Origin of the sequence: Streptomyces sp. NPDC057702 (genome assembly GCF_042799315.1) — a bacterium.
Lineage (GTDB): Bacteria > Actinomycetota > Actinomycetes > Streptomycetales > Streptomycetaceae > Streptomyces.
Genome location: NZ_JBHVJC010000044.1, coordinates 1 through 15669, shown reverse-complemented (window position 1 = coordinate 15669; position 15669 = coordinate 1). Strand labels below are relative to the sequence as shown.

Annotated in this window: 12 protein-coding genes; 5 read left to right on the top strand and 7 right to left on the bottom strand. The window is 71.1% G+C overall.

All coding sequences use genetic code 11. The features are described from left to right. Positions 1-285 precede the first annotated feature (285 nt). From mobF to ACFVFR_RS27510, 4 genes are all read left to right on the top strand, one after another. Positions 286-1998 (top strand): MobF family relaxase, encoded by a 1713-nt coding sequence (mobF, locus tag ACFVFR_RS27525; RefSeq protein WP_383706468.1) that lies wholly within the window; start codon positions 286-288, stop codon positions 1996-1998. Next, entirely contained in the window at positions 1995-2243 is a 249-nt protein-coding gene (locus ACFVFR_RS27520; protein ID WP_383706466.1) for a hypothetical protein, read from the top strand. Before mobF ends, ACFVFR_RS27520 begins: the two co-directional genes overlap by 4 nt. A gap of 281 nt (positions 2244-2524) precedes the next feature. Then, positions 2525-3550 carry a hypothetical protein gene (locus ACFVFR_RS27515; RefSeq protein ID WP_383706464.1) on the top strand — a complete coding sequence of 342 codons (1026 nt, stop codon included), beginning with the start codon at positions 2525-2527 and terminating at the stop codon, positions 3548-3550. 37 nt (positions 3551-3587) lie between these two features. After that, positions 3588-4400 (top strand): hypothetical protein, encoded by an 813-nt coding sequence (locus tag ACFVFR_RS27510; RefSeq protein ID WP_383706462.1) that lies wholly within the window; start codon positions 3588-3590, stop codon positions 4398-4400. Positions 4401-4730: 330 nt separating this feature from the next. Here ACFVFR_RS27510 and ACFVFR_RS27505 read toward each other — a convergent pair whose 3' ends face one another. Genes ACFVFR_RS27505 through ACFVFR_RS27495 form a run of 3 tightly spaced genes read right to left on the bottom strand, consistent with a single transcriptional unit; the run spans position 4731 to position 9545 of the window. Then, positions 4731-6803, bottom strand: coding sequence for a hypothetical protein (locus tag ACFVFR_RS27505; RefSeq protein WP_383706460.1), 2073 nt, complete (start codon positions 6801-6803; stop codon positions 4731-4733). A gap of 40 nt (positions 6804-6843) precedes the next feature. Beyond that, positions 6844-8850, bottom strand: coding sequence for a hypothetical protein (locus tag ACFVFR_RS27500; protein WP_383706458.1), 2007 nt, complete (start codon positions 8848-8850; stop codon positions 6844-6846). Then, positions 8847-9545 (bottom strand): hypothetical protein, encoded by a 699-nt coding sequence (locus ACFVFR_RS27495; RefSeq protein WP_383706456.1) that lies wholly within the window; start codon positions 9543-9545, stop codon positions 8847-8849. The genes ACFVFR_RS27500 and ACFVFR_RS27495 overlap by 4 nt, the downstream gene beginning before the upstream one ends. Positions 9546-9886: 341 nt before the next feature. On the opposite strand from ACFVFR_RS27495, the gene ACFVFR_RS27490 reads away from it, so the two are divergent. Then, the gene (locus ACFVFR_RS27490) at positions 9887-10105 is read left to right on the top strand and encodes a hypothetical protein (protein ID WP_383706454.1); all 219 of its coding nucleotides are present in this window, start codon (positions 9887-9889) and stop codon (positions 10103-10105) included. A 62-nt stretch (positions 10106-10167) separates the two neighbouring features. Here ACFVFR_RS27490 and ACFVFR_RS27485 read toward each other — a convergent pair whose 3' ends face one another. From ACFVFR_RS27485 to ACFVFR_RS27470, 4 genes are all read right to left on the bottom strand, one after another. Next, positions 10168-10815: a hypothetical protein gene (locus ACFVFR_RS27485; RefSeq protein WP_383706452.1), complete on the bottom strand. Its 648-nt coding sequence runs from the start codon at positions 10813-10815 to the stop codon at positions 10168-10170. 17 nt (positions 10816-10832) lie between these two features. After that, positions 10833-11318 (bottom strand): GNAT family N-acetyltransferase, encoded by a 486-nt coding sequence (locus tag ACFVFR_RS27480; RefSeq protein ID WP_383706450.1) that lies wholly within the window; start codon positions 11316-11318, stop codon positions 10833-10835. A gap of 1194 nt (positions 11319-12512) precedes the next feature. Beyond that, a complete protein-coding gene (locus tag ACFVFR_RS27475; RefSeq protein WP_383706448.1) occupies positions 12513-12911 on the bottom strand; it encodes a hypothetical protein in 399 nt (132 codons plus the stop codon). Continuing rightward, positions 12911-15319, bottom strand: a complete 2409-nt coding sequence (locus ACFVFR_RS27470) for a Helicase associated domain protein (protein ID WP_383706446.1) — start codon at positions 15317-15319, stop codon at positions 12911-12913. Before ACFVFR_RS27470 ends, ACFVFR_RS27475 begins: the two co-directional genes overlap by 1 nt. Positions 15320-15669: the final 350 nt, after the last annotated feature.

Here is a 15669-nt window from a genome sequence, read left to right as displayed (position 1 = left end):
GCGGGCAGCGCGAAGCAGCCCCCGGCGGGTGCCGGGGGCTGCTGTAGGCGGTGCTTCCTTGGCGGTGCTCGTCTCTTGGCGCGTGGTGATGCTCAGTGGTGCTTGTTGGTGTCGTTCGGGTCGTGGTGTGCGTGCTGCCGGAGAGCGATGACATTCGCGTCCGGCCTGGCGCCGCTTCCCGCCCGGCGGGCACCTGAGAAGAAAGTTCGGCCGCTGCTCCCGCCTGGCGGGACGTGCCACTGATCGGCCTTTTCTTGCAGGTCAGGGCCGTGTGGCGTGGTCTGCATGACAGTCGACATCAGGGTCATCCGGGCCGGTCAGATGTATCGCTACTACCTGCGCGAGACCGTCGTTGGCGACGGCCGCCGCCCGGCCCGCACGCCGCTGCGCGCCGCCCAGGAGCAGGCCGGTGTCCCGGCCGGGCGCTGGATGGGCCGTGGCCTTGCCGTGCTCGGACTTGCGCCGGGTGAGGAGGTCACCGAGGCGCAGCTTCGGAACCTGTTCGGTGAGCGCGGCCGCCACCCGTACGCGGACCGGATCGAGGCCGACCGGCTGGCCGCGGGCGACTCCCCGAAGAAGGCGTATCGGGCCGGCGCCCTCGGACGCCAGGTGACGGTGACCGGGGTCGACTTTGTGTTCCGGCCGCAGCCGACGATCTACCTCCTGTGGGCGTTCGGGGATGAGGAGACGCGGCGGGTGATCGAGGCCGCGCACGAGCGGGTGCTGGAGTGGATCGAGGACGAGGTCGCGGTGATCCGGTACGGCAAGGACGGCATCTACCGGGTGCGGCCGCCCGGCGGTCTGGTCGCCGCCCGCTTCCGCCACTACCAGGCGCGCTCCGGGCGGCCCTTGCTGCATGACCATCTGATGGTGTCGGTGAAGGGGCAGCGCCTGGACGGGAAGTGGGGCTCGATCCACACCACGGCCCTGCACGAGAACACGGTCGCGGCGTCCGCGCTCTACAACGAGCTGGTCACCTCCGAGGTCTGCGAGGTGCTGGGGCTGGCGACCGAGCCGCGCACCGTCACCCCGGGACGCCGCCCCGTGATGGAGATCGCCGGGGTGCCGCACGAGCTGATCCGCTGGACCTCCCGGCGCAGCGACCAGATCGCCGCCTGCCTGGCCGAGCTGGAGCACGAATACGTCACCGCCGTCGACGACGACGGCGAGCCGCGGTTCCTGCCAGTGGTCTCCGAGCAGGCCCGCGCCAAGCTGAACGCCATCGCCGCCCGCAAGACCCGCCCGCCCAAACAGTCGGCCCGGCCGCTCGCGCAGCTGCGCGAGCGGTGGAAGGCGAGCGCGATCCTCACCTCCGGCGTCGCCGCCGACGTCATCACCTCCCTCCTCGAGCACGCCCGCGCCGCAGCCGCAGCGATCCGGGCCCGGGTCGCCGCCGTGGTCGACATAGCGCTGGCGGCCGTCGACGTCGCCGCGACCGTGTTCGTGATGAACGACGGCGGGCGCTTCCACCGCCGGCACCTGCTCGCCGAAGCCCGCCGCCACCTCGCCCTAGTCCTGCGAGGCCGCCGCCGCGACCGCGGCCTGGACGACCAAGTGGTGGCCGCCGCCATCGCCACCCACTGCCTAGACATCACCGAGCCCAAGACCATGCGCGGCCTGGAGGCCGGCTACCGCCTCTACACCGCCCGGTGGCCCCTATCCGACCTCCCCGCCCACCACCACCCACCCACCCCCGCGTCCGATCCGGACCGGCAGCCCCCGGCCGACCCCGGCGAGCCGGCCGTACTCCGCCCCCCCCAGGCCAGGACACGAGGGAGTGGGAGATCCCCCGCATCCCGTTGCAGTACGAGCGCGCCGTCCTCGCCGGCCCGGCGGTGCGGGAGAACCTGCGCACCACCACCGTGCGGGGCCGGGCGTACGACGTCGCCGCCCACCAGCAGGCGGCGATGCCCGAGCACCTACTCGCGCCCGAGCCGGCCGACCCCGAGCACGACGACTAAGAGCAGCAGACCGGGCCCCGGGAAGCGATCGACATGACCGCGCTGCGGGCCCTGCGCGAGTCCCGTACGGACGCGAAGGCCCTCGACCTCACGGCCGACCGGTTGCGCCACCTCGGTGCTGCCTTCACCGCGGCAGCCGACGGAGCCCGCGCCACCATGCACCGCTACGCCGGACAGGACGATGCCGGCGCAGTGCACCCGATGCGCCAGGACGACCGACGTACGGACGACCTCCAGCAGCCGGACCCACGCCATAGGCCACAGGCCGGCCCTGGCCGCTGACCCACCCACGAACGCACACAGGTGCTCGGCACCGTCACCCGGATGAATGAACGAGCCGCCGCAGCGGCAAGCCAGCTGTGGCGGCGCGCCGTTTCGGCGGCACACTGATGAGCGGCCCCATCGGTGGGCCAGCATCCGCAGGGCGCTTCCGGCCAGACGCCCGATGTCCTACGGCGGATGCGAAGGAGCCAGGCCCCGACCCGACCCCACCCCGCAGCACGCAACCTGTTCGCACCTACCTGTGCGTACCGGGGCCGGACGGACCACAGTCAGGAACGCCGATGAGTCACGGAGACCTCCTCACGCAGAAGGCCCGCTACCGCGCCCGATGCACTGGCATCGGGCACCAGCCCGGCCTCCAGCATCTCCAAGCCTTCCAAGGGCAAGACCCAGTACCGGCCGCCAGCCATGACCAGGCCCGCCTGGAGACCGCCGTGTTCGAGCGGTTGGGCGGGACGATCGACTACTGCGCCCACCCCGCCGGCATCGCGCGCGTTCATCCCAGCGCCGACCACCTGGTCGTGGAGGTGGATCCGAAGCTCGGTCCGGAGCACTCACTGCCACAGCACTGCCTTCAGGCGCTCCTGCCGACCCAGTACACCGGGCCTGACGAGAACGAAGGAGGGGAGCCAGGAGGCATTGCCGGGGTCAGGCTTCTTGGGGTCGACGCAGTCGGCCTCCACCTCGGATTGGCAGGCACCGACGCTCGCGTCACCCTCACCGGGCCGTACCCCAAGCAGTGGCGAACCATCGTCACCGAACACCGGGCCTCCTGCTACGACGACAACCTCGTCCCCCTGTGGGGCACACCCGCGTTGACTCCCTTCGAGTCCGCCTACCTGGCAGCAGATCCCACCTGGTGGAAGGAGCAAGCAGACCATGCGTGGGTCGCCAGCGGCCTGCTGCGCCGCATCGCCCTCTTCCACACGGTGACCAAGCCGTACTCCATCAAGTACTGGCCGCACGGACTGGGCTGGAGGTTCGAGCTGCGCTATGAACACGACGTCCCGATGAACCACGAGGCGCTCGTGGCACATCTGACCCACCCAGTGTGGGGAATGCCGCTTCGAGCCACTCGCGAGCACTGCGTGTGCAAGCCGTGCGACTGCGACAAGGGAGCAGAGCGCACCTGCTGGTACACCTTCGACACGGCAGGCGGCCGGCGGGGCGAGATCGGGATCCACTTCCGGCGGGCTCGTGCTGGTCGTGATACCGAGCATGAGTACGAGCGACTGGTTGCGGCAGGTGCTGACCCCAAGTGGCTCGCACAGGCCCTCCCGTCCCACCACCAGCGCTCAGCCGCCTAGAACGAGTCCCCGGCACCCGACTACCCGCACCGACCTGATGCGGGTGGTCGGTGCGCACCGGCGATGCCCCGGCTCCACTCCACCGCCGCACCGCGAAGGACACCGGGGGGAGCTGCAGCCAGGCGGCCACCACCTCTACGACCGGAAGATCCCGATCATCACGGTCGGGCTGAACCAGCTGCGCCAGCATGGCCCGGCCGGCCCGGTGTTCGCCCGCTTCGGACGCAGCGGCCCGCAGACCCTGCTGGAGGCGATCGGCAATCCGCGCCGCGAGGCCGCCGACGCCCGCGAGGCAGAGGAGGCCAAGGCCCGCGCGGCGGAGTACCAGGCACAGGTACGGCGCGCGGCGCAGGAACACGACGCGAAGAAGGCCGCCGAACGCGAGGCCCGCCGTCCCGTCTGCACCGGCTGCGGAGCGAAGTTCACCGACGCCCGCTGGCAGGCGGTACAGCGGACGGACTGGGGAGCCACGAAGGATTCCCACCCGCAACTGTGCGGCGCCTGCAAGCAGAGGGCCGTCGTCAGCTCAGCGGCTGACCCGCAGGAGCGCCAGGAGCCTGTACGCGGTGAGGCAGGGCCGGACGACTTCTGGCCCGCCCCCCAGCGCCCCGTTTGCACCGACTGCGGTGCCGCGTTCACCGACGAACGGTGGAAGGTGACCGCGCGCGTCGGCTGGAGCCCTTCCGCGGTGAAGCGTCCGTCTCTGTGCGGGGAGTGCGACCGGCGGTTCGAGGCCGACTTGGACCTGGCCTGGGGTGTGGGTCACCGGCAGGAGGAGCGAGACCAGGAGCAGGAGCAGGCCGTGCCTGAGCAGAAGGCCACCGGCTGGTTCTCCCGCCTACGCGGCTGAGCAGGGCAAGCCGCCGGCACAGGGCGGTGGGCAAGCACAAGGGGACCCTGGGCTCTCCCAGCGCCCGCTCTGGAAGCGGGGACGCTCGGGCTCTACCTGGGCCGAGACGTCCTTACCGGCTCCGACGGCCAGCTGGTGCCACTGCCGCCGGCGCCGGCGGGTTCACCTCGAAGGACAAGAAGGCCATGCAGGGCAGGTTCGAGCGGAGCGCGGCACCGCGCTGGCCAGTCCTCCCAGACATCGCCACCGTGCTCCACGACTTCAACCTGCCTAGACCTGACCCGTCCCGGCCCCCCGAGGCGTCAACAGGGTGACCGGCCCGAGGAAGGGTTAGGTGGTGACGCGGGGCATACGTAGTGCGGAGGGGGTCGGGCGCCCGATCGGCAGGATGCCGACCACGATGAGCCGGGGTACCTCGGTGGCGCTGCGCGCGTGGTGGATGATCCAGACGCTGTCCTCGATGCTCCGGTAGCCGCTGGTGTGGCCGCTGTCGTCCCCGACCAGGAGCACGCCGAAGGGAGGGCCGGTGGCGGTGTAGTTGGCGGCCTGCGCGAGGTAGCTCTTCTTGATGCGTTCGCGGGTCCATTTGGTGTCGCGGCGTTTGACCTCGGCGACGAAGCGGCTGCCGGGTTCGGGGGTGTAGGTGACGTCGGTGCGCCCGCTGGCGACGTCGATGAGTTCGCGCTGCACGGTGCCGGGGGTGAGTGTGCCGGCGAGATGCTGGTGGAGGTCGTCCTGGACGTGCTTCTCGTGCCAGTGGTCGGGTGTGCCGTCGGGCTTCTTGTCGGGGCAGGGGCCGAGGTAGGCGGTGCGGGCGCCGTAGTAGTCGGCCTGGGCGTCGAACCGGTCGTAGAGGAAGCGCAGGAACTGCTCTAGCAGGGTGGTGAAGTAGGAGCTGTCACGCTGCGTCCAGGCGGGGCTGGTGGCCAGCTCCCCGAGCAGAGATTCCAGGTGGGCGTCGAGGCGGGCGTTGCCGCTGGGGGTGTAGCCCTTGGACTGCTGCTGTAGGAGCTGCTCGATCCGATCTAGGAGCAGCGGGTCGAGGTCGTCACGCAGGCCCGAGGTGTCAGCCTGGAAGAGCCCGGCGAGCGTGGGGCGGCCCTCCAAGGCTTTTCCCGGCATCACCTGCCCGGTCGACGGGGCTGCCCGCCGCTGGGCCTGGACGACCTCGTACAGCGCCCGTGCGTCGGGGGAGCCGGTGAACTGCGGGTCGGTGGTGAGGGCCTGTTCGAGGTGGTGCAGCAGGCCGTCGTTGCGTACGAACGCGGCCTCCACCGGTGGGCTCACCAGCGCCGTCAGGCCGCCGGATCCGTCGGCCCGGGTGGTGTGGATGCTGCGGCTGGCGACGTAGATGTCCAGCAGGTCGCCGAGGGTGCCGGCCGGGTCGTACCAGCTGGGTTGGCCCAGGTGGGTGCGGGCGGTCTGGAGAGAGGTGACGAGCCGGGACCAGGCGCTCTGCGCAAGTCCGCGGGCGCTGAGCCAGTCCAGCCGGTGCATACCGCGGGTCCACTCGGTCAGCAGCGTGGCCGTGGTGTCCAGTTGGGCGGCGGCCTGGGCCAGGCGCTGCTCGGCGGGTGCGGCTGTCGTGGGCTGCTTGCCGATTTCACCGAAAGCGAGGACCGCATCGACGGCGGCGGCGTGGGCGCGGGCGTCGAGTCGGGCCTCGTGGGTGCGGTCGAGGTCCTTGAACCGCATCAGGGCCCGGCGCAGATAGTCTTCGACGGCCGAGCGGTCGGATGCCTCCAGCGCGCTGCGCATGTCCGCGACGGCCAGTTCGAAGGTGGCGTCGGCCCGGGTGCCCGCTGGCAGATCGGTCTGGTTCTCCAGTGCGCTCAGGACATCGAGCAGGGCGTCGTCGCCGAAGTGGTCGTGGGCGACGCCGACCAGGATCGGCAGGCGCTCCAGGGCCTCGGACGGCTCGTCCCCGGTGATCTCGGCGAGTAACGCCATGAGGCGGTGCGGGGTGGCCGTCTGCGCGACGGCCAGGCGCAGTAGCCCGGCGACGGCCGGCTGGGCGAGAGCGGCATCGGCGTCGCCGGCGAGCGCGGCCTCCACGTGTGCGGCAAGATCCCGGACGGTGCGGGTGCCGAGGCGGGTGGCGAGCGCCGGATGGGCGCACACCACGTCGATCGCGTCGGCCAGGACCCAGGCGGCCTGGGGGTTCCGCAGCCCCCGGGCCGCGGCGTCAAGCAACCGCCGGGCCTGGTCACCGTCCACGGCGTCGAGGTCGCGGCCGAGTGCCGTGAGCAGATAGGGCAGGAGTGGACCGGCAGCGAGCTGGTCGGCCTCCGCGATCACCGCCTCGGCACCGCCGAGGTCCGCGATCGAGGGCCCGGCGTCCAGCTCGTTGTCGGTCGCGTTGCTGGCCCAGGCCTGGAGCGTCTGGTCCACGCTTGGGGCCACGGTCCTCTCCTTGTCGCCGACTGGTTCGCGAACGAGCAGCTTAGAACAGGTGTTCACCGTCGCTGGTGATGAGGTGGTCCTTCGGCAGGGCGTCGACGAGCTCGGGCTGCGCCGTGGTGAGAACGACCTGCAGCTCGGGACGTTCTGCGGCGATGGCCTGCAGCTCGGCGATCAGGGTGCGGGCTGGCACCTCGGTGACCTCTTCGGCGGCTACCGAGTCGATCAGAAGGAGGCCGGGGTGCGTGGCCACGCCACGGTCAGCACTCACACGCAGAAGCGCGATGACGGTCGCGATCCGCATGCGGAGCCGGTCGCCGCGGCTGAGCTTCTTGAACGGGGTCTTCACCCCGGCCTTGACGGCGTTGACCTTGCCGGCGCGGTCGAGTTTGACGCTGTCGAGGTTTTGGACGCCGAACCGTGTGGCGAGCTCGACGATCGCCTCGTTCATCGCCGGGAACAGCTGCTTCGCCGCAGCCTCGACGGCCGCGCGGACAGCTTCCTCGGTGGCGGCCAGGACCTGGGCGGACACAGGGACCGGCGGAGCCGGAGGCGTCGATCCGGTCGCCTCGAGCCGTCCGTGGAGCTCGGCCGCCCGGATCTCCAGGTCACGCAGCCGGTCGTGGGCCTGCGAGGTGGCAAGTCCCTGCTCCAGGCCGGCCGCCGCCTCGCGATGGTCGGCCAGAGCACTCTGCACCGCCTCCGCCGCCCTCAGCCGCCGGTCGGTTGCCTCCCTCTCGGCATCCTGGGCTCGCTCCAGGGTCTGCTCCAACTCCGCCAGCAGCGCTTCAGCGGTCTCCGGGTCGACCTCGGGCAGCGGCCGCGTGCACACCGCACAGTTCGCCTGCTCACGCTCCTCGCTGCGCCGCCCACTGCCCAGCGGCTCCTCACAGCGCGGACAGCACATCGGGTCCAGCCGTCCCAGGACCCGCCGGGCCTGCCACGTCTCCCGGGCATCCAGTAGCCCCTGCTCCGCGCGCATCCGGGCGGCGGACACCTCCGTGAGCGCCTGCTCGGCCTCCTCCAACAGCACCCGCACGCCGCGCAGCTCCGTCGCAGCCTGGTCGGCGGCCCGCAGGAGCGGGGAGATGTCTTGGGCAGCCGCCCGGCGCCACACTTTGATCTGCCCAGTCACGTCGGCGAGTTCGGTCTGCCACGCCTCGCGCTCGGTCCGGCGGGCTTCCGCGTCCCCTTCCGCCCGGCGCTGCCCCTGGGTGATCGCCTTCTTCTCCCGCTTCCCGGCGACGGACAGCTGGGTGAGGGCCGTGCTGTACGGGATGTCGACGAACAGCTCCATGAGCCGTCCGGGCAGGCCACCAGCGACATCGCCGAGCAGGATCTCGTCCCCACCGGGATTGAGGTAACAGGCGCCGAAGTACGACGCCCACCCGTGGACCTGCGGGGCCCCCTCGCCGTCGGCGCCGCCGGTCACCCGCCACAGGTTGGTGTGCTCCATACGCAGCGCGTCCAGGAAGAACTCACCGATACACCGGCTCACCTCCTGGTTACCGGACGCTGTCGCCAGCAGACGAAGCGCTCCGTCGTCCGCGGCAAGCAGCTGGTCGACAGACTCCCCGGCGAGGATCCGGCCCCGCAACTGCGGGTGCGGCTGGTCATCGACGTCCAAGACAATGCGGATCGCCCGGCCAGCCACAGCGATGTCCACGCTCAGATGCCGCAGCCACGATCGGACATCGGGCGGCAGATCGCGCGGCCCGCCGCGCAACGGGAAGACGAGGAACTCCAGCAGGCTGGTCTTCCCGGCGCTGTTGTCCGGGTGGACGATCGCCCACACCCCGGGAGTGAAGGGCTGCTCCACGGTGAAGTCGTCGCCCGAGTGCTTCGTGCCGCTGGCACGCAGCCGGATGATGTGCAGCCGCCGGTCGGCGGCAGTCGGACTCTTCAGGGTGATGTTCGCCTCGGCCAGAGTCCGCTCGACCTGCACCGGCGTTAGCCCCAGCTTCTCCGCGACCTCCTTCAGGATGTCGCCGGCGCCCGGGGCGACGGTCAGGTCCTTCGCGTCGGAGCGGGCCGGGCCGGGCGCGGTCATGAAGCCTCCTGGTCAGTGTCGCCCGTGGCTCCCGGGCCTGGTGCCGCTTGAAGTTCGCGCAGCCGCTCGCGGGCCTGCTCGGTGATGGGGCCGATGTGCTGGCCCCAGGGGGTGTCGGCGTAGTCCCGCAGCAGGTACTGCCGGTCCTTTAGCTGCGTGCCGCCGAGACCGTCGACCAGGTCCACGACCAGGCGGGTGCGCTCGACGTACCAGGCCAGCGCGGGCGCATCGGTGACCATCGACTGTGCCACCTGCCGGCCCCGCTCCAGTAGGAAGTAGACGTGCTCCACCACGCGCTCACGCCCGAGGACTTGTGTCTTGCGTAGCAGCCCCCGTTCCACCAGCGGGGCCAGAGCGTCATCAAGCTCCTCGAAGGCGCCGTACTTGTAACGCAGCATCGGGAAGCGCCGCAGATCCGGTTCCTCCGACCCCAGAATCTCCGCAGCAAGCTCCAGCAGCCGAGGAACGTCCGGAGCGGCCACGTACTCGTTCATCAGCTCGTAGGCCAGGTAGTCCGGATTGCGGACCCAGAAGTCGAGCTTCTGCAGCCGCACCTGGGTGTGGACCACCCCGACGGTCGCCGGCGGCACCGACTCGCCTTCGGCCGCCGGCTTTGCGGCGGCGTCGATCAGCAACAGCAGCCGCACCGAATCCTGCCAGCGAGTGGCCCGACGTACTCCTGTGGATCCGACCATCACGCTCCTCTGGATCGGTACACACCCTCGGCCCTGAACGACATCCTGACAGCGTGTTGAGGTGAGTGGGGAGAAGTCGGCGTGAATCGGCGTACCAAAGTCGCGCCGGTCGCCAGAGCCTGACCAGCGGGCTAACTGGTCCAGGTCTTGATTGAGCAGACTGCGGACGTCTTGGAACTGCTGGCCGCCAACGACAAGGTCGGTGGAGCCGGGCCGCGCCCCGCAGGACGAGGTGTCCACGACCGCCGCAGAGCTTCGGGCCACCGCGGCCGACAGCGAGCAGCTTGGCAGGAGCCTCGCCAACCCGGCGTCGGCCCTGTTCCTCACGGGCGGCCGCGACCATGCTCGACCTGCCCTCGCTCGAAGAGGTCGAAGCCGCCCGCACGCCCGCCGGCGGCTGGAAGCGAGACCAGCTCGCCGCCTGGGGCGTTCCGTGGCCCCCGCCGAAGGGCTGGAAGGACGAGCTGGCCGAACGCTGGAAGGCTGCCCGCCCGGCCGGACCGCCGGCGCCCCCGCCCACCCCGGCCGACTTCGCCCAGGACACGCTCGACTTCGGCTGAACCGACGACAGTGGGGCCGGACAGGATCACCCTGCCCGGCCCCACTGCTCGTTCCCGGCTGCTTACCAGCTGAGGCGGATACGCGGCCCCCACGCGAACTCGAGGTCGTCCAGGAAGACGGGCTCCAGCTCCTCCTCCCACCGGCCGCGCAGCAGGAACGGGTTGGTCTCCATCCGCTCCAGGATGACCAGGGTCTCGGGCTGACCGACCAGCGCGTACCGGCCGTGCGAGGCGGGCCTGCTCCCCGGCCCGTACGCGCGCAGCAGCTGCTCCAGGCGGTCGCGGTGCTCCTCCACGAACGCCTCCAGGCGCTCGATGTACCCCGCGCGTTCCTCGTTTCCCACCGCGCTCAGCGCGACGTCCAGGAAGTCGGGCCCGTCCGGGCAGTGGCGCGTCCCCGGTGCGGCCACGGCCCACGGGAAGCGTTCGGCCGCCGCCAGGACGTCCGTCGCCTCCAGCGGCGGTACCGAGGCCGGGGCTGGTTCGTCCGCCATCGTCTTCTCCGGGGCGGGGGAGCGCGGCTGCTGGAGGTGGACGAGCAGCATGGCGCTGGAGGCCGCGCGCCCGCGCCCGGCGGTGGCGGTGGTGTCGGCGATGCGCAGCAGGTAGCTGGTGACGTCGCGGATCCCGGCGAACCAGCCGTCCTCGTACCGCGGCTCGGACCCGTGCGGGGGACTGCTCTCGGAGATCCAGGTGTGGGCGCCGGCCACCGCACGGTGCGGGCGGGCTACTCACCTGCGGCGTCGGCCGTGTCCTTCACCGCGAGGATCTCCGAGACCGGGCAGCCCCAGGCCGCGCCCGGTCTGGCGGGGCCATAGAGCGTGAGCCCGCACGCCCGGAAGAACGCCTGCCGGCCAGCCCCCTCGGCGCCGTCCTGCGGTACCAGGGCCAGGAACGTGTCGCCGGCTTCCTGGGCCCGGCGGGCGATCTCGGCGAGAAGCGCCCGACCGACCCCGCCGCGACGATCGGTAGGGGCGACGGCCATCGTGTAGATGAACGTCTGCTCGCCGGGGTGCGCCTCGCGGCCTTCGTCGTGCCCGAAGTCGCGGTGGAGCCCGAACTCGGCGACCCCGACGAGACGTCCCTGGAGCTCGGCCACGACGACGTCCAGGTCCCCGGGGTCGTAGAACCCGCCGATTCCCAGATCGGTCAAGTACAGCAGCTCCTCCACCACCGGGTAGTCGGCTGGGGCGATGTCACGGATGAGCGGCATGCCCCGAGTGTTCCAGGACCGCGGCGCGCAGGCACCGCCCACGGCCACCACGGCTCTGCCGGGCCGGGTGATCTCTTCCCGGTTCCGCGCCGGCCGCGCCGGTTTCGCCTCTACGATCCGCCGTGTGAAGACCCCTAACCCTCGGTCAGAACGCGGTGGTTCACCAGGGAGCCGCAGCGACTCATGTGTCATCTGCCGACTGCCGATCGGCAGCGTTCCTCGGAAGTTGAGCAAGTCGGGCAAGCCCTGCCACGCGTCGTGTCTGGAACAGGCCACGACGGCGGGGCAGCGCTCGGCGACACCGCCCACTCCTGTCGGCCGGCAGCCGCGGCAGGGTCGCAAGCCCCGGGAGGCCCGCAAGCCGAGGGAGCCGAGGCAGCCGCAGGAGGGCCGGAAGCCCCGGGAGACTCGGGAACCGCGACAGGCCCCGCAGAAACCTCCGCAGCAGCCCCCACGGCAGGATGGGCTCGGTACGCCCGCCCGCTTCGCGGGAACCTGCCCCATGTGCGAGACGCGGTACCTGGCGAAGACGCTGGTGACGAAGGTCTTCGCCGGGTGGGCCCACAGCGACTGCGTCTTCCCTCCCGAGACCCGCTCGGCCCCTGGGGCTGCTGGCGAGTTCGAGCGCAACCGGCAAGCCGTGCTGTCGGGGGAGACGTTCCGCAGCCAGGCACCTTCTACCTGGCGCCTCGGTTCCTCTCCGTCCTCGAGCAGAGGCCAGCGCTGAACCGAGGCTCTGCATCGTTCGACTCGTGGCCGCCCGCTCGCCGGGCGGTGCCGGAGACCACCGACGCCCGGTAGTCCGGAAGACTGGCTCACGGCCGGTGACGTCGACTGGGGCCTGTACGTCCCGGCGACCGGCACCGTCCTGGCTGAGGTCAAGGCCATCGCCCCGGGCCGCCGGTAGCGGCCCACCGGCGTCGTGACGTGCGCGACCCCGGGCCCTGAGCGGGCCCGGGGTCGCGTGAGAGCTGGGGACGATCAGTAGTCGTCGCGTTCGGAGTTCGGTCCGTACCGCTCGATGAGGTCGCAGGTGCAGGTCCCGCCTTCGTAGTGCGTCTCGTGGATCACCGGGGGAGCGGTCTGGAGTTCCCAGGGCTTACACGCACTCCAGTGCGATGCCGCAGTCAGAACCCCCGGGCATCGCACCCAGCGCGTGTAGGACCTGGGAGCGGCACCGCTGGCCGCCGCCGCTCACCAGTCGTCAGGCGCGCTGCCCACCCACGCGATCGGCTGGCCCTCGCTGGGGCGGCCCCAGTGCGGTTCCTCCACCGAGGTCTCGTGTCCGCCGGGCAGCACACAGATCCGCCCCCAGCGGCCGTGCTTGCCCCCGCAGAGCCCGGCGAGCCCGTTTGCGTCGCCTTCCACCACGGCCTGGTCATAGCGGTCCTGGAACGGCTGGAGACGGGCGCACAGCTCTAGCCCGAGCTCCGTCTCCGCCGCCTCCACCCGCTCCCGCGCCTCCCGCACCCCCGGATCGGACAGCACAGTCGAGATGACGTCCTCCGCCTGCGCGAAGGCCCTGGTGCGGGCATGCTGTCGCACGGCGCCCTGCACCCGCTGCTCCGCGGCCTCCTGGTCGCTCGCGCTCATCACGCCGCCCCTTCTGCGGCCGCCCACTCCAGCCCGAGGCCGGCGAGCATGGCGAGCCTGTCGCCCGTCAGCTTGGTCCGGCGGCTCTTGCTGTTGGACAGGAAAACCCCGAGCTTCACCTCCACCCCGCCCGGCAGAGCCTCTACGTGGGCCCTGGGGACCGTCACAGAGCCCGTGCGGGCCTTGTACTGCGCCAGGGCCGCAACGCCCCTCTCGAAGGCGCTCACGGGCGTCGTGGACGGCTCCGCGGACACGCCCGTCTCCGCCGGCGCCGGGGCGAGCGGGGTGACGCCGATGGCCTCCAGGCGCTCGCGCTGCCCATCGGCCAGGGTCGCCCACACCTCGGGCTTCCGCTGCCGGGCCAGCCACTTGCCGACGTCCATGCCGTGCACGGTGACGCCGGGCAGGACCTCCGCCGTGCCTGCCTCGTCGCGCACCAGCTCGCGCAGCGCGGCGTAGTGCCGCTGCCACTCGGTGGGCCACGAGGGGTTCCAGTCCTCGTCGATCGCCTTCAACGCCGCTTCCCACTCCGGGTGTTCGGCCAGCGCGCCGGGACGGCGCAGGTTGCTCACCCACTGCCCCACGGGCTTGTCCAGCACGGCCGCCGACCGGGGAGCGCACAGCGTCCAGTGCTCCTGGTAGTACACGCGGGCCGCCGCCAGGTTCTCCTGGAACCGCGCGTCGGCCGCCGACCACGCCATGCCCAGCTTCTCCAGCCGCGCCGCGCGCCGGCCGTTCATCTGCCCGGCCCCATACGCTCGTCGCTGCTCCGCAATCCACTGCCCGAGCGGGAACGCGCCCTCCTTGTGCTCGTACGGCACCCGGGCGTGGCCCTCACGCTCGACGTACTCCTTGAGCTTCGCCCAGCCCCTCGCCCAGTCCTGCCGTTCCGTGTCGATCACGTTGAAGGACACCCAGTTCGCGACCATCACTGGATCACGCGGAGCCGCGAAACGGAGCAGCAGTCTGGTTTCTTCCTCGTTTTCATCGGGTGCGGCACCGATGTATTCGGAGGGCTGTGCGACGTCTTTCTGAGGCTCTTGCGGGATCGCCAGCAATTCCACGGCCTCTTCGTCGTGAGCTCGCAGGCCTTCCAACACCTTCACCAAGGGCCGGTACGAACCCGAGGTGAACATGTCCTCCGGGCTTTCGTCAGGCTGGAGGAATACCGGCACGATCAAAGAGGCGAGCTTGCCCTCTCCGGGCTTCTGGCGCAGCGCGCGCCCGATCGCCTGCACGATGTCGTGCGGGGCGCCCTTGGGGTCCAGGAGCGCCACGGAGTCCACGGCCCGGATGTCCACGCCTTCGCCCAGGACGCGGCAGTTGGAGAGCACGGCCCGCCGGGCGGTGGAGCCGAACTTGCCCAGGACGTCGCGCCGGCGCTCGGGGCCGTGCTCGCCGCACAGCCAGTCGGCCCAGATCTCGGAGGGGTACTTCTCGGGCCGGTCGGCGTGCAGCCGCTTGGCCACGCGCTCCAGGCCCTCCGCATACGCCGCGGCCTCTATGGTCCGGTGGTGGAAGGTGATGCAGGTCTGGAGGTTGTGCTGCTCCATCGTGTGCAGCAGCGCGGCCTGGAGCGCCCCGAGGCGCTGCCCGCGGACCTCCTCGGTGTGCCGCTCCTCGCCCATCAGCCGCTCGGGCGTCACGACCGGGTCCTGGAGCTCCAGGACGATGATCTGATACCGCGCCAGCAGCTTCCGCGACACCGCCGACGCTAACGAGAGCTTGTAGAGGACCGGCCCGAAGACCTTCTCGTCATCCATAGAGGCCGCCATCTCGCGCGGCAGCGGGTCACGCACCCCCTCGGCGACCTCGCGGTTCAGCCGCTCCTCCCAGATCCGCGGCGTCGCCGTCAGGTACAGCCGGCGGTGCGCCGGGATCTTCGTCTGGTCGTGGATGTCCGCCCACGCCTTCCCCATCGAGCCCGACGTCCTGTGCGCCTCATCGACCACCGCCAGGTCCACCGGCGCGAGCTTCTGCCCGTAGGCGCCCTCGAACGCCTCCACCAGCACGCCCAGCGAGGCGTACGTGGCGTAGATGGTCACCGGCCCGGCGCTGTGCCACAGGGCCAGCTGCACGGGGTTCGTGGTGGACCGCACCCCGAGGTGGAACAGCTCCGGGTCATCCAGGGGCGAGCACACCATGACGGCCGGCCCCTTGTGCCCGGCGCTGCTCCACGCCTTCACGGTCTGCGCCAGGAGATCGAGGGTCGGCACCACCACGAGAATGCGGTCCTTGGGCACAATCCGCTTTGCGGAGGCCGCCGCGATGATGGTCTTTCCCGTCCCGCACGCGGCGTGCACCTGCCCGCGCAGACCATTCCAGGGAATGCCGCCCGGCGGGATATCGAGGCCGCGCACGATGGCGGCTACGGCCTCAATCTGGTGTTCACGCAGTTTCACGGCCATTCCCGTGTTCTCCTTTTCGCGGAATGCGACGCGTAATAGGAATGAGATTCCGGCGCGGTGACTAGCGGGCCGGGGTGGTGGTGTCTGACTCCAGACTCTACACACCCGGCACCCGTGATGCATCACCCACGCGACAGCTTCCCCCCTTTAGACTGGTACTTGACCGAGTATCGCCCCGTATGCACGGTTCATAGGGTATGCTGGCGAGGTATTCGTGAACGTGAGCGGCCGGCTTCAGAGGTGAGGGAGTGGTCAGGGTGGAGCGCAGCGGAACCCGTCACTGCGGTGGGGCCGGCACTCGATCGGGCCGACAGTCCGTCACTCTCGTTGCGGGGGTGGTGGGCGGGAGT